The 20,156-nt window shown below is 46.9% G+C and carries 17 protein-coding genes; 5 read left to right on the top strand and 12 right to left on the bottom strand.

Going from position 1 to position 20,156, the window contains the following annotated elements:
* Positions 1-550: 550 nt before the first annotated feature.
* Positions 551-1,336, bottom strand: a complete 786-nt coding sequence (locus AXX12_RS00250) for an enoyl-CoA hydratase/isomerase family protein (protein WP_066236604.1) — start codon at positions 1,334-1,336, stop codon at positions 551-553.
* Between the two features lie 149 nt (positions 1,337-1,485).
* Between AXX12_RS00250 and AXX12_RS00245 the strand changes: the two genes are divergently transcribed.
* Complete coding sequence (locus AXX12_RS00245; protein WP_066236602.1) at positions 1,486-3,486, top strand: sodium-translocating pyrophosphatase; 2,001 nt, start codon at positions 1,486-1,488, stop codon at positions 3,484-3,486.
* Between the two features lie 130 nt (positions 3,487-3,616).
* Here the strand turns inward: AXX12_RS00245 and AXX12_RS19105 are convergent, their stop codons facing one another.
* From AXX12_RS19105 to nspC, 4 genes are all read right to left on the bottom strand, one after another.
* On the bottom strand, positions 3,617-3,877 hold the full coding sequence (locus tag AXX12_RS19105) for a hypothetical protein (protein WP_156478555.1): 261 nt from the start codon (positions 3,875-3,877) through the stop codon (positions 3,617-3,619).
* Positions 3,878-4,040: 163 nt separating this feature from the next.
* Positions 4,041-4,931 (bottom strand): EamA family transporter, encoded by an 891-nt coding sequence (locus tag AXX12_RS00240; RefSeq protein WP_066236600.1) that lies wholly within the window; start codon positions 4,929-4,931, stop codon positions 4,041-4,043.
* Between the two features lie 4 nt (positions 4,932-4,935).
* Positions 4,936-6,195: a saccharopine dehydrogenase family protein gene (locus AXX12_RS00235; RefSeq protein WP_066236598.1), complete on the bottom strand. Its 1,260-nt coding sequence runs from the start codon at positions 6,193-6,195 to the stop codon at positions 4,936-4,938.
* Positions 6,196-6,231: 36 nt separating this feature from the next.
* Positions 6,232-7,335: a carboxynorspermidine decarboxylase gene (gene nspC / locus AXX12_RS00230; RefSeq protein ID WP_066236596.1), complete on the bottom strand. Its 1,104-nt coding sequence runs from the start codon at positions 7,333-7,335 to the stop codon at positions 6,232-6,234.
* A gap of 218 nt (positions 7,336-7,553) precedes the next feature.
* Between nspC and menA the strand changes: the two genes are divergently transcribed.
* A complete protein-coding gene (menA, locus tag AXX12_RS00225; protein ID WP_066236594.1) occupies positions 7,554-8,510 on the top strand; it encodes a 1,4-dihydroxy-2-naphthoate polyprenyltransferase in 957 nt (318 codons plus the stop codon).
* A 79-nt stretch (positions 8,511-8,589) separates the two neighbouring features.
* Here menA and AXX12_RS00220 read toward each other — a convergent pair whose 3' ends face one another.
* The 7 genes from AXX12_RS00220 to AXX12_RS00190 form a co-directional block, all read right to left on the bottom strand.
* Entirely contained in the window at positions 8,590-9,759 is a 1,170-nt protein-coding gene (locus tag AXX12_RS00220) for a Gfo/Idh/MocA family protein (RefSeq protein WP_066236592.1), read from the bottom strand.
* A 14-nt stretch (positions 9,760-9,773) separates the two neighbouring features.
* On the bottom strand, positions 9,774-10,214 hold the full coding sequence (locus AXX12_RS00215) for a tripartite tricarboxylate transporter TctB family protein (RefSeq protein ID WP_066236590.1): 441 nt from the start codon (positions 10,212-10,214) through the stop codon (positions 9,774-9,776).
* Between the two features lie 129 nt (positions 10,215-10,343).
* Positions 10,344-11,333, bottom strand: a complete 990-nt coding sequence (locus AXX12_RS00210; RefSeq protein WP_066236588.1) for a tripartite tricarboxylate transporter substrate binding protein — start codon at positions 11,331-11,333, stop codon at positions 10,344-10,346.
* A 26-nt stretch (positions 11,334-11,359) separates the two neighbouring features.
* Positions 11,360-12,871: a tripartite tricarboxylate transporter permease gene (locus AXX12_RS00205; RefSeq protein ID WP_066236586.1), complete on the bottom strand. Its 1,512-nt coding sequence runs from the start codon at positions 12,869-12,871 to the stop codon at positions 11,360-11,362.
* 78 nt (positions 12,872-12,949) lie between these two features.
* A complete protein-coding gene (locus tag AXX12_RS00200) occupies positions 12,950-13,990 on the bottom strand; it encodes a LacI family DNA-binding transcriptional regulator (protein WP_066236585.1) in 1,041 nt (346 codons plus the stop codon).
* A 274-nt stretch (positions 13,991-14,264) separates the two neighbouring features.
* Positions 14,265-15,341, bottom strand: coding sequence for a butyrate kinase (gene buk, locus AXX12_RS00195; protein ID WP_066236583.1), 1,077 nt, complete (start codon positions 15,339-15,341; stop codon positions 14,265-14,267).
* A gap of 2 nt (positions 15,342-15,343) precedes the next feature.
* Positions 15,344-16,255, bottom strand: a complete 912-nt coding sequence (locus tag AXX12_RS00190) for a phosphate butyryltransferase (protein ID WP_461781722.1) — start codon at positions 16,253-16,255, stop codon at positions 15,344-15,346.
* Positions 16,256-16,526: 271 nt separating this feature from the next.
* Between AXX12_RS00190 and AXX12_RS00185 the strand changes: the two genes are divergently transcribed.
* From AXX12_RS00185 to AXX12_RS00175, 3 genes are all read left to right on the top strand, one after another.
* The gene (locus AXX12_RS00185) at positions 16,527-18,125 is read left to right on the top strand and encodes an FMN-binding glutamate synthase family protein (protein WP_082816617.1); all 1,599 of its coding nucleotides are present in this window, start codon (positions 16,527-16,529) and stop codon (positions 18,123-18,125) included.
* 171 nt (positions 18,126-18,296) lie between these two features.
* Positions 18,297-19,592 carry a DUF2157 domain-containing protein gene (locus tag AXX12_RS00180; RefSeq protein WP_066236577.1) on the top strand — a complete coding sequence of 432 codons (1,296 nt, stop codon included), beginning with the start codon at positions 18,297-18,299 and terminating at the stop codon, positions 19,590-19,592.
* The gene (locus tag AXX12_RS00175) at positions 19,582-20,136 is read left to right on the top strand and encodes a GDYXXLXY domain-containing protein (RefSeq protein WP_066236575.1); all 555 of its coding nucleotides are present in this window, start codon (positions 19,582-19,584) and stop codon (positions 20,134-20,136) included. The genes AXX12_RS00180 and AXX12_RS00175 overlap by 11 nt, the downstream gene beginning before the upstream one ends.
* Positions 20,137-20,156 lie beyond the last annotated feature (20 nt).

The raw sequence follows: 20,156 nt of genomic DNA, 5'->3' as shown, positions 1-20,156 counted from the left end.
AGTGGTACTTAGACATAAGAAAAAACCGCTGAGCGGTCTTTTGAGAAAGTACGGGGTGCGATAGCACAAACGCCACAAGCGGCACTAGCGCCACTATGGACGACTAACATCTAAGACCTGCCCTTAACTAGGCATTAGCCTTAGCGGAGGTTAAGGTGTACCGTCGGTCGAGCGCTTAGGCCGTCCATGGCCCGCTCGACACTAGACACGTCCTGTGTCGTCGGAGCGGGGCTAATGCCTGGCTAAGGGCCGCCACTAAATAACTGCCGAGCCTTACGGCACAAGGCTTCACCGCTTCAAAAAACTTATAAATTCTGGTACGTTAAGAAAAAACCGCTGAGCGGTCTTTAGGAAAGTACGCGAGCGCTAACCGCAGAGTACGCAGGGTCTCAGAGGGCACCCGCAAAGGTCCACTCTGCGACTTCTGTGTACTCTGTGGAAAAATGTTACCTTTCTTCTATCTTTGGGCACTTTCTGGCAGTTCTAAAAAGCCCCCCTAGTGCTGTTCATTTCGCACAACTCTAGAGGGGGGCTTTAGCTTTAAACTTTTTTACTTGCCTGTAAACTGCGGGACGCGCTTTTCCTTAAAGGCGGCCACGCCTTCTTTATGATCGGCGGTTTGCATACAAAGAGCCTGCACGTCAGCCTCAAATTCCAAGACGGTTTCTAAATCAAGGTTATTGCTGCGATTCAGCACCCGTTTCATTAAGCCGATGGCTATTGGAGCAGAATTGGCCAGTTTTTCAGCAAACTGACATACCGTTTCCGGCAGCAACGCATCGTCAACCACATGATTGACAACACCCAAGTCTAATGCGGTCTCGGCATCAATCAGATCGGCTGTAAACATCAATTCCTTTGCCTTATGCATTCCTACTACTTTTGGCAGCAAATACATGCCACCACAGTCTGGCACGAGTCCAACCTTGACAAAGCTTTGTCCGAATCGCGCTGTTTTTGCGCAATAAACAATGTCACACGCCAGCGCTAAATTAAAACCGGCGCCTGCAGCCACGCCATTTACCATTGCCACAACCGGCTTTTCCATATTCATAATCATCGCAGCGATGTTGCCGGCATCGGCAATAAAGCCTCTAGCGGCGGCAGGCTCAGTTAGGCTTGCCAAATAGCTGAGATCACCGCCGGCGCAAAACGCTCTCCCATTCCCGGTTAGGACAACCGCTTTTACGTCACCATCACTCTGCACCTCATGTAGAATGGCAGTAAATTCATCGACCAGCTCGCGATTCAAAGAGTTCATGGTCGCAGGTCTGTTTAAGGTAATAGTGGCAACACCATTGCATTTTTCTAATATTACGGTTTTTTCTTGCATCATTACTCCCCCTTATCTCGCTAATGTATAATCATATAGTATTTATATGTTGCACCATTATAATCCTTCCTGTATGATTATGTACATGTTAACTGCTTGATTACAGTTAACCTTCTATATAACCACTTTATTTTACCAGAGGAGGATTTTTTGTGGAGTTATTGTACGTCGCACCATTTGTCGGTCTCGTTGCTCTATTATTCGCAGGATACTTCATGGTCAGTGTATTAAAGGAAAGTCAAGGGACGCCGAGAATGCAGGAAATCTCTCAGGCTATCTTTGAAGGCGCCATGGCGTACTTAAATCGCCAATACAAAACGCTCATACCCTTTACCGTAGTTATCTTTGCAATACTCTTTGCAGTAGACGGGTATAAGCTGGCAGTCTCCTTTCTTGTTGGTGCAATCTGTTCGGCAATAGCCGGCTATGTAGGAATGACCTCGACTACCAAAGCGAATGCGCGCACCACCGAAGCGGCTCGCCACAGCCTGAATAAAGCACTAAATGTTTCCTTCAAGGCGGGAGCGGTTATGGGGATGTCTGTCGCCGGTCTTGGGTTGCTCGGCGTTTCTGTGCTTTATATCCTGTTCCGTGACCCTGTTGTCATCAACAGCTTCGCTTTCGGCGCCAGCGCAATCGCCTTTTTTGCCCGCGTAGGAGGCGGTATCTTCACTAAAGCAGCCGACGTCGGAGCTGACCTTGTTGGTAAAGTCGAAGCCGGAATTCCTGAAGATGATCCCCGGAATCCCGCTGTTATTGCAGATAATGTCGGCGATAACGTTGGTGACACTGCAGGCATGGGTGCAGACCTCTTTGAGTCCTATGCTGCTACTGCGATTGCGGCAATGCTAATTGGCAATACTCTACTAGGCGTCAATGGCGTGCTTTTTCCCCTTCTGATCGGGGCCGCTGGCATTGCGGCATCCATTATTTCCACCTTCATTGTGCGTACGTCCGAAGACGGCGATCCACAGGCGGCTCTGAATATGGGCCTGTGGGGAACCAACATCATCACAGGCATATTTGCCTACCTATTGGCCAACTACTTGTTTGGCGCGAAAGGCTTTGGCATCTTTGTCGCCATCGTTTCCGGCCTTGCTGTGAACGTTCTTATCGGTATGATTACCGAGCACTATACTTCCCACGCTAAGCTACCGACCCGTGAAATTGCCGATGCTTCCCGAACCGGCCCGGCTACCAACATTATTACTGGCATCGCAACCGGACTTAAAAGTACCGCAGCCCCTACGCTCGTATTTGTCTCGGCAACATGGTTGGCTTATACAATGGCTGGCACTTATGGCATTGCTATGGCTGCTATGGGTATGCTATGCACCGCTGCCATGGTCGTCGCAGTCGACTCCTTCGGACCGGTTGCTGACAATGCTGGCGGCATTGCGGAAATGGCTGAACTGGGACCCGAGGTCCGGGTAAAAACAGATAAACTTGATGCGGTAGGAAACACCACTGCCGCTATCGCTAAAGGCTTCGCAATCGGTTCTGCGGCATTAACTGCTTTAGCTCTGTTTGCCGCATTCGCTGAAGAAGTCGCTAAAAACCCCAGCTTGACTGGCTTGTTATCAAATGGCCATTTGGTCGTAAACCTTACCGAGCCAAATGTTATTATTGGTATATTCTTGGGAGCGGCTGTTCCTTTCCTTGTCTGCGGTATTACCATGGAAGCGGTTGGCAAAGCGGCCTTTCAAATGATTGAAGAAGTCCGCCGCCAATTCCGTGAAATTCCCGGCATCATGGAAGGTACTGGCCGCCCTGACTACGCCAGCTGCGTCGACATCAGCACTCGCGCCGCCATCAAAGAAATGGTCGTGCCCGGACTCTATGCTGTAGGTTCACCAATCGCGGTAGGCTTTATCCTAGGCGCAAAGGCTCTCGCCGGCTTCCTCGCAGGCATCACCGCCGCAGGAGTTCTGTTGGCGATATTTATGGCCAATTCAGGCGGTGCTTGGGATAATGCAAAAAAATATATCGAAACAGGCAAGCTTGGTGGCAAGGGTACCGCTGCCCATGCGGCGGCTGTCATTGGCGACACCGTCGGAGACCCCTTCAAAGACACCTCCGGTCCGGCGATGAACCCTCTAATCAAAGTTGCCGGAACCATCTCTCTGCTGATCGCTCCATTGCTTTTCTTCTAGACTGCTACCATACGTAAGAGGCCCTAAGTATGCAACACTTTTGCATACTTAGGGCCTTCTTTTTCGGCACTAGGTTCCGTTCCTTGCGCTACGAGGCTTAAAAATGCTGGAAACCAAAGATTCGATCGTCTTAGAAAAAGCCAAAGCGTCTGTTTCCCCTTCCTCCAGCAATCCACCAAGGTCGACCATTCAACGCATTTACGGCATCCCAGGCTACATTGATCGCTCTCAAGAGAATCCAACTGCCGAATAAAAAAGAGGCTAGCAAGCAGGCAATAAGCGAATACTCGTCCCGCCATATCTTAAGAATAATCCATCCGAGGAAGCAGATCTCGACACTTCCAATGATTGTCGGCAGCGCTGCCTTTACAAAATATCTCACGATTCCCATGATTCACGCTCCGCTCAATTGTGATGTTATAGTATTTCCCCATCATTAATTAATCCTCCTTCATTCCTAACTAAATATTTTAAATTTTCAGTTTTGTTATTATATACAGAAACCCCTCTGGAAGCTATTAAAAACTCCAGAGGGGTTTCTGTATACGTAACTCTCACTTCTGCGAGCAAACAACTTCCTGTTTTCCTCCCAGAACATTCACCGCGAGACCGCTCATCACTAGTATGGCGCCCAGGCCCTGTAAAAGAGAAATCGACTCTCCCAGCAGAACAATTGAGCTGCTCAAACCCACGATCGGCACCAGCAAAGATAGCGGCGAAACCACAGCGGCGGGATAGCGGGAAAGCAACTTGCCCCATAGACCGAAACCAGCCAGAGTGGCAAAAAATGCTATATAAACAAGCGAACTCACGCTAATCCAGTTCAGAGTCTGATATGCAGCCAGCCAAGCGTCATAGCCTTCTAACAGCCAGGATAAAAGCAATAAAGGCAAGATGGCGACAGCGCCGGCCCAAACCACCAGTGACAACATTGAAAAAGGAGGCGCGGAAACCGTTATCTGACGCATAACGATGTTGCCTGCACTCCAACTGGCGGCAGCAGCCAGTGTCAGACCAAAGCCTACAATTGTCATCTCTCCGCCTTGTTGAACACCGATAATTGTCATGCCACAGGCGGCGATCACAAGACCAGCCAGATGGTTCCAGCGCCAACGTTCTCCCAACCAGGCAACAGCAATCAATAAAGTAAAAAAGGCCTGTGATTGAAGGACAAGCGAGGCCAAGCCTGCTGGCATACCAACCTTCATGCCGATAAACAGCAGAGAAAACTGTCCCACATTAAGCGATAATCCTAGCGCTACCAAAGAGCGCCACGGAATTGGCGGGAGCGGCAGAAAAAAGATAATCGGGAAGCACGCGAGCACAAATCGCAGTGCTCCCAATAACAACGGCGGCATATCTCGCAAACCCAGTTTAATCGCAATAAAGTTAAGACCCCATACGGTAACAACAACTAAGCCAATCAGCAGATCCCGTCTTTGCATCCGATCAGACAGACTCTAATGATTCAATAACTGGCGGCGTAAAGCTTGCAGGCGATTCAATAATTTCGGTCAGCAAGCCCATTTGGTCGAGCAAGTCGACGAAAGGTCTTGCAGGCAATTCTTCAACATTGACCATTTGTTTTACATCCCAATCGCCGCGGGCCACCAAAATCGCCGCCGCCACTGGCGGAACTCCTGCCGTATAGCTAATGGCTTGGGACTCCAGTTCCTCGTAACACTCAGCATGATCACAGATATTATAGATGAAGACGGAGCGTTCTTGATTATCTTTAGTACCTTTGATGAAATTGCCGATACAGGTTTTACCGGTATATCCAGGCGCCAACGAGGCCGGATCAGGCAGCAAGGCTTTTAAGACCTTAATCGGCGCAATTTCCACACCATTAGCGATTTTTACCGGTACTTCTGAGGTGAGCCCAATATTCGACAAAACGGAAAACACATTCAGATAGTGATCGCCAAATCCCATCCAAAAACGAACTGAATTCGCGTCAATATTCTTTGATAAAGAATGCAGCTCATCATGCCCGGTTAGGTACACAGGCTGAGTTCCTACCACCGGGAAATCATAGTCTACACGGATGGAATGAACCTTCTGCAACATCCATTGCCGATTGTTCCAGGTCCACACCTTTTTAAATTCCCGGAAGTTAATCTCTGGATCGAAGTTGGTGGCAAAATATCTGCCGTGGCTACCGGCGTTAACATCCAAAATATCAATCGTATCAATGGTGTCAAAATACTCATCTTTCGCCAAGGCGCACCAGGAATTAACCACGCCAGGATCAAAACCGATACCTAAAATGGCGGTGATCCCGTTTTCTTCACAACGCTGTTTGCGCTTCCATTCGTAATTGCCATACCAGGGCGGATTCTCACAAACCTTGTCCGGATCTTCATGAATCGCTGTATCCATATATACTGCTCCGGTTTCGATGCAAGCCTCCAAGACAGACATATTAATATAGGGCTGACCCACATTGATCACAATCTCTGACTGAGTCTCTTTAATGAGATTAATCAATGAGGGGATATCCATCGCATCCACTCTGCGTGAATAGAGTTTCTTCGAGGAATCCTTCAAGTTGTTTTTTCGCAGCACGCTTTCAATGATGGTATCACACTTTTTCTGCGTACGCGAAGCGATGCAAATATCACCCAACACATCGTTGTGCATCGCACATTTATGGGCAACAACATGGCCCACTCCCCCAGCCCCGATAATTAATACATTCTTTTTCATTTTTTCCTCCTCGGCTTGTCATTCTTTAAGGTACATTTATGATAAGTTATTTAGGAAATCTGAGTAAGTGAATTGACGGACGACCTCAACCGTACCATCAAGTCTGCGCACAGCGATAGCCGGCATCTGCAGTCCATTAAACCAATTTTTCTTGACCATCGTATAGCCTGCTGCATCGGCAAACCGAATTTCATCACCAATTGCGAGCTTATCTTTAAACTGAAAATTACCAAACACATCTCCCGCCAAACAGGAGCGTCCGGCAACCATGTATTGATGCTCGCCGCAGTTAGTAGACTCCATCTTGGCCGACAGGCGGTATATCAGTAGATCCAGCATATGTGGCTCAACGGAAGCATCGACAATAGCAATATCGATTTCGTTATGCACTACATCAACCACGCTGGTGACCAGCTCGGCGCAACCGCTAATGGCGCTCTCGCCGGGTTCTAAATAAACTTGAACGCCAAACTCGGCGGCAAAGTCGGCGAGCTTCTTACTGAAGGCTTCAACCGGGTAACCTTCTTTGGTAAAATACAATCCGCCGCCCAGACTTACCCACTCTAACTGTCTGAGTATATCCCCATAACACTCGCCGATTCGGTCAAGCTGCTGCGAAAATGTTTCCAGATCATCATTCTCACAATTGTAATGAAACATTAGGCCGCTAAGCTGGGGAAGCTTTTGGGCCAGCATCTGCTTGTCCGCCACTCCCAGCCGCGAATACTTACGGGCCGGATCTGCCAGATCAAAACCGGAGTGACTGAATCCCGGATTGACGCGTAAACCAAGCTTGGCTGGTTTGACTAGATCGCAATATCGCTCAAGTTGGGAAATGGAGTTGAAGATGACTTTGTCGGCATACCCAACTACGGCGCGAATGTCCGACTCTGAATAACCAACACAATACGCATGAGTCTCTTTGCCAAATTTCTCAAAACCCAGGCGCGCTTCAAACAGTGAACTTGAAGTTGTGCCATCCATGTATTGTTTCATCAAGTCAAATACGCACCAAGTAGAAAAGCACTTCAGCGCTAATACCGACTTCGCCCCGGAAAGCAGGCGCACTTGCTCAATGATTTGCATATTCCGCAATAGTTTTTTCTCATCAATTAAGTAGTAGGGCGTCGCTATTTTCATTTTGTTAAACTCCTATTTTTACATCAAAATTAATAATAGCAAATTATATCGCATTTGTCGATGCTTGTTGAAAAAAGAAGAATTTTTGGTAACATTTGTTAATGATCTATCATTTGCACTAAGAGGGTACCCACTCCTTTACTATTTGCAACTACATATACTATAATTTGTGCAGAGACTGGGTGTTAACTGCTATAAAGTAACAGGAGTACAACGGGATGAATCTAAAAAGCTTTTTTGACTTTGTTGAAATTCGCACAAAACTCGCCAGTGTTACACCATTTCTTATTGGGACTCTATATGCTTTATATAAATATGACAGTTTTAAATTTGAAAACGCCATTATTATGTTTATTTCTCTTTTCGCTTTCGACATGGCGACAACTGGCATCAATAATTATCTAGATTATAAAAAGGCGCATAGTAGAAAGGGCTACAACTACGAGAAACACAACGCTGTCGTCAATCATGACATAAAGGAGTCTACCGCGCTGGCAGTTATCGTTATGTTGTTGACTACCGCTACAGCTTTAGGCGTATTTTTGACTTTAAAAACCGACATAGTAGTTCTGGTAATCGGTGTGCTTTCCTTTACAACAGGGATATTATATACCTTCGGACCTGTTCCGATTTCCCGAATGCCTTTAGGGGAAGTCTTCTCAGGTTTTTTCATGGGCTTTATCATCATCTTCTTAGCAGTATATATCCATATATTTGATCAGGGAATCGCGCTGCTGTCCTATAGCGGGACGATGTTAACCATCCACTTAAACCTCATTGAGGTTCTTTCGCTATTCCTGTTTTCCATACCGGCCATTGCGGGTATTGGCAATATCATGCTTGCTAATAACATCTGTGATCTGGATGAAGATATTCTGAATAAGCGCTACACCTTGCCTCACTATATCGGCAAGGAAAAAGCATTGAAGCTTTTCAAAGCATCATATGATATTGGCTACTTCTCCATTATAATCGCAGTGGTCCTAAATGTTGCTCCGACGATTATATTGCTGGCGATTTTGACTAAAATAGTATTAGATAAAAACATAAAAAGGTTCGCACATAACCCATCAAAGCGGGAACCCTTTGTCCTTGCGGTGAAAAACTTTATAGTGGTCAATGGAGCGGTCGCTTTGCTCTTAGGCATAGCGGTAGTCGAGAAATACGTATTTTAGCACCTCCAGTAAAGAACCCCGAGCGATTCCCACACAATCGCTCGGGGTTCTTTTATGTTTTGAGGAATCAACCCCTACTTTATAAATTGATTCGACGGCCCTCTTCAGCTGACCAATAGGCTGCGTAAATCGCCTGAATCGTATTCTGTGCCAGATCCAAATCAGACAGCGGTTTGCGGCCGGTTGCAACGCATTCCATGAAATCCTGAATTTCTTGCATATAGCCACGTGTCCACTCTTCTTGAAGGCAGACATATTGCCAACCGGTCTTGCGGTCGACCTTTTCCGTTATATACACATCTGCCAGCTTCTGCTCATCTGTCATGTAGGTTACCATATGATTGTTGGGGGCGATGTTAGCAAACAGTACGCCACCATTGGTATATGTCTCAACTAAGTTTCGCACACCGCCTAAAATCATATCTCCTGCAAATACCGTTGCCTTAGTGCCATCGGTGAAGGTTAGATTCATCATCGCCCAGTCCTCTACGTCAACTGGGTGGGAAAAGATGTACTTGCGTTCGTCGCCAATCAGCCCATCTCCCAGATTACCTACATCACAAACAATATTGGCAATCGAAATGTTCTCTCCCCGGGATTTGGCTTCTACCTGCTTTAGATAAAGAGCCGCACTCAACGGATGACAACCTTGGCGAATCAGCGCCCCGCCTCCAGTCATATCCCACCTCGCCGCGTGTTCAGCGTGTGAACCGCTATGACTTTCCTCAGCTTTCATGAACAGAACTTTATCCTTGGTCGCCCGCAGCATCTCGGCCGTTTTACTAATTGCTGGCGCGTACACCCAGTCCTCGGCATATAGGAATAGTTGCCCGCTGCCCTGGATTACCGCGCGAGCTTTTTTCATTTCGGCCATTACCTGCTCATACATCAGCCCTTTCTGCACCTTGCGACCGATGGGCACAGCGTCCCCTTGGCGTCCAAAATAGCCGGTAAACGGTTTTTCACAGATAACATGTTTTCCAGCCTGCATGGCTTCTACTGCCATATCGGCATGAAGCGAAGGCGGAGTGCAAATATCCACTACATCAATATCCTTGTCGGCTAGCAAGTCCCGAAAATCGCGATAAACGGTGGGTATATGATGCCGTTTGGCAAAATCCAATACATGGTCTCCACGGGAAACAACAGCGCTGATCTCAATGTTTAGACCATATACCCTTCGATACGCATACATATGTAATTCTGCGATGAAACCACTGCCGACAATACCTACTCTGATTGTTTTCATATTTTCTCTCCTTATTAGGGTAATGGCACATTCAGCAGGTTAGCGAATAATGCATATAAAACTGCCGAACAAAGTATGCCGTTGATGGTAACCCCTTTCCAGTACTTTTTAGGTTGACCGGAAATAAGCAAACCAGTTACCACCAAATATCCCGGCGTGCTGACCAGATAACCCAGACGCGGCAACAAAAACAAATAAATAGCAGTCGCAACCAAGATATACAAGAGCGCTGGTTTGGGCAACGTTACCTTTTCTCCGGATCCTTTTGGAGAAAAGAAAGTCATAACCAAAATACTGAGAGCAAACGCACCCAGACAACCGCCGATCAAGCGTGGAAAAAAGCCTGGTCCCAATTCACCATATTCTATTGGCATATGATTTGCTTCATTGACAATAAAGCATGCGAAAGCAATAAGTATACCGGCAGATAGCAGATTAAGAGTACGCATCGGCATACTGTCTGCCCCCTTTTCCTTGTGGATATCTTTATCTCCGTCGTTGAGTTAAGACTCTCGCCGCGGCGGCATTACTTCAGGTGGGGCAGAGTCCCCACCTGAAGTTTCGATGTTCAGCTTGCTAACGAGTTACTGTTGTTTTTTTATCAAACCTGCTTGTTTAAGCAGCGGAGTAAGCAGCTTTGTTTCATTGTTCATGAACGTATGGAAATTAGCGCCGGTATCATAACGGATGCCAAAGTCGCCTTTTTCCATAAATGCGATAAAATTGGGATCTTCCATCGCTTTCTTGAAACCGTCATGGAGAACTTTCACCACTGCATCTGGAGTTTTTGCCGGAACAGTCATACCGCGCCATACGCTAAACGCCATGTCGTATCCTTGTTCCTTAGCTGTCGGCACGTTGGGGAAGCCTTTCATTCTATTGCCGTCCAAAATAGCCAGCAGTCTGATCTTGCCTGCCTTGACGTGTTGGCTCATCTCGGCTGCGGTAATACAAGCTGCGTCGGCATGGCCGCCTAACAGATCGGTAATAGCCGCCGCTCCGCCTGAAGGAAATGGCATAATAGTGAATTTAGCGCCAGTTTTTTCTTGGAAGCTCAGTCCCGCCAGATGGGTAATTGCTCCCGGGGCAAGAGTCGCCAGCTTTAATGATTCCGGTTTTTGCTTGGCAACGGCAATCAATTCTGCCAGTGTTTTATACGGACTGTCAGCTCTGACTGCAATTGAGATAGGATCTGAATTGGTCATGAGAATGGATTTGTAGTCATCCACTTTCCATTTTACATTGCCCATAATGGGATGCAGCACAGTTTCAATCGCAGCCGCTGTCACCGTATAACCGTCAGCCGCCGCATTTACGCCGTCGGTCATACCTACTGCACCGTTTGCTCCTACTTTATTAATAATCGTCACTGGCTGCCCAAAAATGGGTTCAGCTGATTTAGCCATAGCGCGCGCAATCGCATCTGTACCACCGCCAGCGCCATACGGCACAATGATTGAAATTGGTTTTGTCGGAAACTTCGGAGCCTCGACCTTTTTCTCACCGCCACAGCCTGTTAGAGAGAGAACCAGCGCCAGAATAATCAGACCTGCCATCCATGTTGTTTTTCTCACTTTTCTTACCTCCCTAATATTTTTGATTAGCAGTCGATTTTCACGCCAGCTTTTTTAGCAACCCGCTGTTGATACCAGTCCTGAACCCATGGCCAAATCAGCGTGATTGCAGCAATCACTAGCAAGGTTAACGATATCGGTCGAGTGATAAAAATAGAATAATCCATATGCGAGCCCAATAAGGCACGCCGCATATTTTCTTCCGCAATAGGACCCAGAAGTACCCCTAAAATTAGCGGCGCTATCGGATAGCCTAGTTTTTTCATCAGATAGCCTACTGCTCCGAAGAAGGCTACAACATAGGCGGGAAAGATCCCCCCCTCGGATGCATACGAGCCAGTGATACACAAAACTAGGATTACCGGCCATAGGTAGTGCTTAGGAACGGTAGTCATCTTGGCAAAAAAAGGAGCGCCCAATAGCCCAATCGGCAACACCCACAGATTAGATATGATCAATCCCAGAAATAGCCCATAGACAATTTCCGGATGTTCTGTAAACAACATTGGCCCCGGCCGCAGTCCTTGTAGAATCAGCGCTCCCATCATAACGGCAGTACATGGATCACCAGGAATTCCCAGAGTAAGCATTGGCACCAGATCGCCGCCAACCACAGAATTGTTACCTGACTCTGATGCAGCTAATCCTTCTATCGATCCAGTTCCAAACTCTTCCGGATGTTTCGACCAAAGCTTAGCCTGCGCCCAGGAGATAAATGATGCGATGTTTGCGCCGGCAGCAGGCATAATGCCAATAAATACGCCAAGTACACTGCCAATAATTGTCGGTTTCACCATTTGCTTAAGCTCGGCTTTAGATAAACGCATGTTATTGACAGCGATCGCTGTTGTCTTATCGTCTTTACAGTCGCTGTCAATCTGGTACAAGACTTCTGCCAAGGCTGCCGTTCCAATCATAACCGCCAGAAATGGCACTCCGCCCAACAGATCCGTGTTGTCATAAGTCAGTCGATCCACGCCCATCATCGGGTCCATACCTACCATGGCTAACAGCAGGCCGATAGCGCCACTCACAAACGCCTTCATGACTGAACCCTCTGCCAAACTGGAGATTACAGCCAAACCAAACACCGCAACCGCGAAATACTCAGGAGCGCTGAAACGGAGAGCAAATTCTGCTAATGGCGGTGCAATGGTCATTAAGACAAGAGTGCCAAATAAACCCGCAGCCACAGAAGCAATACAGGCAATGGTAATCGCTTTACCGGCATAGCCCTTCTTCGCCATCGGATAACCGTCAAAGGTAGTGCTCACCGCAGCCGGTGTACCTGGAGTGGCTAATAAAATGGCAGGTATAGCCCCGCCAAACATGGCGCCCACATAAACACCGGATAAAAGCAGCAGCGCACTGGTAGGCGACATACCAAAAGTAAACGGAATCAACAGAGCAACTGTCATGGTAGGACCAAGCCCGGGGAGACAGGAAACCAAGATACCTGCCAAAGCTCCTAACAAAATCATCACTTGCACCGACGGTGAAGCAATAGCTTGTAAGCCAACTACGAGGTTCTCAAACAAAATATGGCCTCCCTCTAACAAATACTAAAGAAATATCGCAGTTTCCACATCCTTCTGCATTTCATCATTAGTACAGTATTAAAGGATGTTGCGCACTGAACCTCCTTCCAGCAATGAGCAGGAGAAAATCCGTCTCGTTGCCACATGATTGGGATCACGCAGTTTTTCAAACAATAAGGTTGCCGCCGCGCTCCCCATTTCTGATTCCGGGCGTTTGATACACGTTAACCGAGGTCTAAGCATGCCACTCCATTCAGGAGTACCAATCATAACGATAGAAATTTGCTCTGGCCACCGCAATCCTGCATCCTGAAAGTGAAGCAATGCTCCATTTGCTGACTCATGATGTCCTAGCACAATAGCCGTTATATCTGTCAAGGGCAACTGTGCCGCCGCATCACGTCCCGCCTGTTTTGATAATTCCGTCATTTTAACCCATTCAGGACGAAATGACAGTCCGTACTCCCTCAGAGCTGTAGTATACCCGTCCAACCTTTCCCAGACATTGGGGACTGGCGAATCCCAGCCCAAAAAAGCGATGTTTTTGTGTCCAGAGGAAAGCAACCTTTGGGTAGCTAAATAACCGGATTGAAAATTGTCATGACCAACAAAATCATACGCAGGATATGTCTCATCCAATGAGCGTTCTAAAATGACGAATGGCACCTGATGCCGTTCTAGCAATGCCAGATTCTCTGCCTGTAACAAAACCGGTGAAATAATGCAACCGTCAATGCGCTGGGCAACAAGCCGATCCAGAATGAGGCGCTCCTGAGCTGGGTCATCGTCACTATTGCAAATAGTTACTATGCATCCCTCCTGACGGGCTACTGCCTCCACATTGACACATATCCGCGTAAAAAATATATTGCCAAACTGCGGCACTAACACGGCTAGAATACCGCGGCGCTTTCCTTTAAGACTACTTGCCGCAGCGTTTTTCACATAACCCAGTTCACTGGCAGCTTGTAGTACGCGGTCTCTCAATTCAGGACGTAAATATCGATTGGCTTCATGATTGAGCACATAGGAAACGGTAGCTATCGATGTTTCTGCTTTTTCAGCCACCTCCCGGATGGTGACTTTTCCCTGCCTCTCACTGTAAGAGCGTTTTTCCACTCGCAATCCCTCTCAAAATCCCCGTATTCTAATGAAATCAAGTAATTAAACGTTTACATATTTCTCATAAAAAAGATAACAATTCCTTTAATTTTTTTTAGTTTATTTTTAGTGAAACGTTTACATAGTGCCTAAAAAAAGTAACTGTTATCAAAAGTTTACTTATGGTTTGATTATAATCAACCTAATAAGAATATGTCAAGACTAAATATTCTGTTATTTAAGAACTCCTGATAGATCGCATCTAACAGGAGTTCTTTGCTGGCGTTTATGGTTACTTGTATTCTTTAGCCGTTTCCTCGCCTCTAAGTACTCGTAACGCGCCCTCGGTTAATGCAATCATCTCATCTTCCCCGGGAACTACTTTGACGCCAGCAATAAATTTCACTCGGTCAGTAATCCATTCTACCAACGTCTTATCATAGGCAAGTCCGCCGGTTAATACGATGACGTCAACCTTGCCATACAACACGGCGGCTGCAGCGCCGATTTCCTTAGCTACCTGGTAGGCCATTGCTTCATAGACCAGTTTTGCTTTGACGTCACCGGCATCGATCCTCTTACAGACTTCCCTGCCGTCGTTTGTTCCTAAATATGCTACCAGTCCGCCCTTGCCGACAAGCATTTTTCGGACTTCATTACTTGTGTACTTACCGGAGAAGCAGAGGTCAATGATTTGCGTTACAGGCATCCCGCCTGCTCTTTCTGGTGAGAATGGACCGTCTCCATTTAGAGCATTATTGACATCAATTACCCTGCCGCCTTGATGGGCGCCGACACTGATACCGCCGCCCAAATGAGCAATGATTAAATTTGCTTGATCATAGGGCTTTCCCAGTTCCTTTGAGACTCTTCTGGCAACAGCCTTCTGATTCAATGCATGAAATATGCTTACTCTGTCATAACCGGGCAGACCGGATATTCTCGCAATATCGGCAAGCTCATCGACGACAACAGGATCGACGATATACGCGGAGATATCTAGTCTGTCAGCGATCTCCTTGGCGATCACACCGCCTAAATCTGAGGCATGCTCGCCGCGTTCAGCCAGACGAATATCTATAATCATAGCATCATTTACCGCATAGGTCCCGCCTTCGATTGGCTTTAACAGTCCGCCTCTTCCAACTACAGCATCCAGACTGGCAATGTCGATACCATTTTGTTTTAGCAGCTGTAGAATCCCCTCTTTACGGAATTCAAATTGATCAATCACGGTTTCAAACGGAGCCAATTCCTCATTAGAATAGCGGACAACCTGCTCAAAGACTGGCTGCTCATTGTCAAAGACTGCAATTTTAGTTGAGGTTGAACCAGGATTAATCGCTAATACTCTAAATATTCCTTTCATATTTATACCGCCTCATTTTTACTTGCCAGCAAAATGCCAATTGCGATGGAGTTTAGCTTGGCAATGTCAGAATCCGCTCTGGAAGTCAAAACAATTGGAGCCTTTGCGCCGACAACAATCCCAGCGATCTTCCCTTTGGCAAAGAATACAATCGATTTATACAGCATATTCCCCGCTTCGATGGAAGGCATCAGCAGGATGTCCGCATTGCCTGCCACCGGATCGGTTATCCCTTTATGTTTTGCCGCCTCAATCGATACCGCATTATCTAAGGCAAAGGGACCGGCAACCACACAGCCGGTCAATTCGCCAGCTTGGTTCATTTTGACTAACTCTGTGGCATCAAGCGTTGCCTGCATTTTCGGATTCACTTTTTCAACAGCGCAGACACAAGCGACTTTTGGATTAGCGTTACCGAGTGCATTGGCAACACGCACGACATTTTCAATGATTTGTTTTTTATCAGCTAGATCTGGGGCAATATTCATCGCCGCGTCACTGATATAAAAAAGTCGGTCATAGTCGCCGACATCGGCCACAGCAACATGAGATAATACATTTTCCGTTCTCAGTCCGAACTCTTTATCTAGCACAGCCTTGAGCAGTACAGAAGTGTCGATCAAGCCTTTCATCACAACCTGCGCTTCGTCCTCGGCAACAAGCTTCACTGCAGTTCTGCAGGCTTCGACGTTATCCTTTACATCGACAAGCCGGAATGACTCGATAGCAAGTTGATTTTCTTGGGCAATCCGACGGATCGCCGCGCTATCGCCGACTAATATCGCATCAGCGATTCCTAACTCTTTGGCGTTTTTTACTGCCAGCAGCACTTCCAAGTCTTGTGCCACGGCTACCGCAATTGTTTTGGGGCCTTTTACTTGAGCTGTCTTGATAATTTCTTCAAACTTTTTAATCACCACAGCACCCCTCATTTTTTGAATTATCTAACAAAATATATTCTTACAGAAATGCAAAAACCCTGCATATTACTAAGCAAAATGCAAGGTTCTATGCTAACTATATCGCTTTTATTTTAACTATTTGATTATAGCCCTCCCGGGTTAATCCCGAACAAATCCGCAGATCTCGACAGAATTTCCTGTATAGACAGCAAGAGCAATCGCTGGTTTAAAATCAAATAAAACATTGGATACTAATAGCAAAAAATCGATAGAGGACACTGCTATGCAATTTATCATAACGATCTTCCAGGGTCTGCTCCAGCCCATTCTTCTCCTGACTCTCTTGCTGCTAGCATTCGTGTTATTAGCTAAACCGCTACTCCGCTATCTCATCAAGCGCATCACCAATGATGTGGCAACAACGCTGCTCTCCGATACGTATGACCAGAATCTTGCGGAATTATTGCCATCATTACAACGTTTTTCGGTCATTAATCTGATAGAAATGAGTTTACGGGCACAAACTGGAGCGGATATCACCCGGCCATTAGGATCTCCTAAGCATTTCTTTAACTATGATAATCTCATGTTCTCCCCCCCACAAATGACTGCGTTATCCCTGCCTGTAAGCGTCAAAATAGACATGTCGGTAACACTCGGTTCGAGTGCTGCTAAACCATTAACACTAAAAATCCCTTTGATGATTGCTGGTATGGCCTATGGTTTAGGAATTAGCGAGGAGGCTAAGCTGGCTTTAGCTAAGGCCTCTAAAATCCTGCATACGGCTAACTGCTCTGGAGAAGGGCCATTTTTACCCGAGGAACCAGGCCAATCGGGAAAGTTTATTTTGCAAATCTGCAACTGGCAATGGGGCCTGCGAACGAACGAGCAAATCGCCGCCGCCGATATGTTGGAAGTGAAAATAGGACAAGGCGCAGACGTGGGGCCAGCTAAGATAGAGGCTATAGATTTCGAAGGTAGAGCACGAATTCTGGGGGAATTAGCTCCCGGTGAACCGGCTGTAGGACTCCCAGCGCCTCCGGGAGTAAACAAACCTGAAGACTGGCCTGCCTTCATGAAGAGATTACGCCAAAGGGCGAAAGGCATTCCGATTGCCCTGAAGATTATGGCGACAGATCGCATTGAGGAGGAGTTGGCAGTTGCCGTAGAGTTAGGCTTCGATGCCATAGTGATTGATGGCTGTGAGGCTGGATCACATGCAACCCCTCCAATTAAGCAAGACGATTTCGGAATACCCAGTTTATACGGGTTGATCCGTGCAAGACGCTATTTAAAAAACAGTCGGATGAGTTTAATCATTTCAGGTGGATACTTTACGCCTGGTCAGTGTCTAAAAGCTTTAGCCTTAGGTGCAGATGCCATTTACCTGGGTACGATTCCCCTTTTTGCTCTTGGACACAATCAAACTGAAAAAGTGCTACCATGGGAACCGCCGACTACTCTGCTATATTACAATTCGCCAACTAAAACACAGCTTAATGTCGAACAGGCAGCTACCAGTGTAGTAAACGTACTGAAATCGATGGTTTTGGAAATGGAAGAAGCAATGCGCGCGTTAGGAAAGTCATCACTCAAAGAACTCAGTCCAGATGACCTTGTTGCGCTAGACTCCGTCACTGCCGAAGTTACGGGAGTCAGGCAGGCGTACAGTCCGGTCGCATCCCAGATCAACTCTACAGAAAAGAAATGCAGGGAATCGCTTGCGCAATTAAATAGTCTTTTACATTACGCCCGCCAGTTGACTATATTCTTGGAAACCGCTTTAGCGGGGCTCTGTTATAGCAACGATTCCGCCTGTGTACCGGAGTTGAGAGATCAATACCATTTGTTAATTAAACAAAAGCAAATCATACCAGTTTGACAAAACAATCACACTGAGTGTGTTTGAATAACACGGGCAACAAGAAACCCCTCTAAAGCTGTCTCCCAGCTGTAAAGGGGTTTCTTGATCTAAGCGACCTAATGAGTATACGATTGCATGCAATGATGGTATTATTGAAGCAGAACCTTCTTTACTGAGGTGATTGTCGTCATGAACAAAAAAGCCCTCGCAGAGCTATATCAGGATCTGCCTGAGTTAATTGCCACAGGTGTGCTGACACCAGAGGCTGCTGAGAATATTAAAAATCATTACGGTCCAATCGAGGATAACCAGGGTAGACCTACCTTTTTGCTGGCTTTCGGCGTTTTCGGCGTTCTATTGGTGGGGCTGGGAATTACTCTATTAATCGCCCACAACTGGGCGCAATTGACGCGAGTCAACCGCCTGGCTTTATCTATTGGGTTGCTTGTCGCCGCCCAACTGGTAGCGGGAATGACGTTGTATTTCAAACAAGAAAGCCGAACATGGCGGGAATCAGCGGCAGCGCTGCACATGATCGTCATTGGCGCAGTATTGGCTTTGGTTGGGCAAACCTATCATCTGACAGGCGATACGGATAGTTTTCTGCTCACCTGGATGCTGTTATCGCTGCCGCTGATGTACCTGCTGCGTGCAAACAGTGTCGCTGTGCTGTATCTTCTGGGAGTAACCTACTGGTCTGCTAGTATCTATTCACCGGTGGAAAAGCAGTTTGTATGGCTTCTGTTAACTCTGGCCCTGCCTTATTATTGGCAAAAGTTGCGTCAAGACCGATTTTCTAACGCTACAGCCGTTTTGTCTTGGGTATGGAATATCTGTCTTTACGGCTGCTTCACAGCTGCATTCGATAGCTCTTTAAATACGTTCAGAGCATTAGTGTACAGCGCCTTGTTCAGCATCAACTACATGGCAGGCGTATTGTGGTTCAACACCGTTCAGGAAAGTCGATTGCCGTTTAAAGCGATCGGTTTAGCTGGTAGTGGGATCACGATCTTTATCTTGACTTTTTATGACTATTGGCGACATCTAAATATGACGACATCGAGAGTTTCAAATGTCGAAACACTGCTGGTTATCGCACTGTTGCTGCTAACTGCCGCCGCTCTCTTTCGCACCGCAAAACAAACCGGTCACAGGAATCTGCCATTCGCCGTCGCACCGTTAGTCGTAAGCATCGGTTATTTGGTCCAGTACTTTGATGCTAGCGGGTCAACCCCCATGATTCTCCTGAACGGCTATATGCTGCTTCTGAGTATCTGGGTTATCAGCGCCGGTTCCCGCAATCGCAGTATTGGTCAGGTTAATGCCGGTATGCTGATGTTGGCCTTGCTCATTGCTGCACGGTTCCTTGATGCAAATCTCAGCTTTGTCATTCGAGGAGTCGTCTTTGTCTGTCTGGGTATAGGATTTCTAGTGGTCAATTGGTTGATGGTACGCCATAAAGCAGGAGGACAGCATGAAAAGTAAGAAGCGATTGGCACTGTTTACTGTCGTTGCTGTCATTCAGCTCGCTATCGTGCTATACATGGCCTGGCAATGGGAAGATATCCTGCAGACCGGGCAGCGTTTTGAGTGGGAGACTGCACCTGTTGATCCATATGATGCATTTAAGGGTCGCTATATTGACCTTGGCTTCAAAGAAAGAAGCGGCCCGGTTATGGACAATGCGAAATTTGCTTATGGCCAAAAGGCGTATGCCATCATTGGAAAAAATGCCGATGGTAAGGCCATCATCAGTGGAGTGAGTGCCAAACAACCGGCAGGAAAACCCTATGTTAAAGTCAAAGTAACCTATGTCGAGAACGGCAAAGCCCATGTTCAATTACCGTTTAGGCGGTATTATCTGCCCGAGCATTGGGCAGCTCTCGCGGAAACTGCTTACCGGGAAAGCGCGGGCAAAACAGGCGTTGCCGCTGTTCGCTTAAAAAACGGCTACGGGGTTGTTGAAGAGTTGTATATTGGTGATAAAACTCTTGATGAATACCTGCGCAATTCGCTTTCGAAAAAGTAATATTGGACGTTCTTTTAGCG

It is taken from the genome of Anaerosporomusa subterranea, from assembly GCF_001611555.1.
Taxonomy (GTDB): Bacteria; Bacillota; Negativicutes; order Sporomusales; family Acetonemataceae; genus Anaerosporomusa; species Anaerosporomusa subterranea.
The sequence above is the reverse complement of the archived record's forward strand: the minus strand, read 5'-3'. Positions and strand labels throughout refer to the sequence as shown.

Coding starts and splice junctions, on each gene's coding strand:
- AXX12_RS00240 (WP_066236600.1), bottom strand. CDS start 4,931: ATGCAAAGACGGGATCTGCTGATTGGCTTAGTTGTTGTTACCGTATGG.
- menA (WP_066236594.1), top strand. CDS start 7,554: ATGAATCTAAAAAGCTTTTTTGACTTTGTTGAAATTCGCACAAAACTC.
- nspC (WP_066236596.1), bottom strand. CDS start 7,335: ATGAAAATAGCGACGCCCTACTACTTAATTGATGAGAAAAAACTATTG.
- AXX12_RS00180 (WP_066236577.1), top strand. CDS start 18,297: ATGAACAAAAAAGCCCTCGCAGAGCTATATCAGGATCTGCCTGAGTTA.
- buk (WP_066236583.1), bottom strand. CDS start 15,341: ATGAAAGGAATATTTAGAGTATTAGCGATTAATCCTGGTTCAACCTCA.
- AXX12_RS00185 (WP_082816617.1), top strand. CDS start 16,527: ATGCAATTTATCATAACGATCTTCCAGGGTCTGCTCCAGCCCATTCTT.
- AXX12_RS00175 (WP_066236575.1), top strand. CDS start 19,582: ATGAAAAGTAAGAAGCGATTGGCACTGTTTACTGTCGTTGCTGTCATT.
- AXX12_RS00250 (WP_066236604.1), bottom strand. CDS start 1,336: ATGATGCAAGAAAAAACCGTAATATTAGAAAAATGCAATGGTGTTGCC.
- AXX12_RS00235 (WP_066236598.1), bottom strand. CDS start 6,195: ATGAAAAAGAATGTATTAATTATCGGGGCTGGGGGAGTGGGCCATGTT.
- AXX12_RS19105 (WP_156478555.1), bottom strand. CDS start 3,877: ATGGGAATCGTGAGATATTTTGTAAAGGCAGCGCTGCCGACAATCATT.
- AXX12_RS00215 (WP_066236590.1), bottom strand. CDS start 10,214: ATGCCGATGCGTACTCTTAATCTGCTATCTGCCGGTATACTTATTGCT.
- AXX12_RS00220 (WP_066236592.1), bottom strand. CDS start 9,759: ATGAAAACAATCAGAGTAGGTATTGTCGGCAGTGGTTTCATCGCAGAA.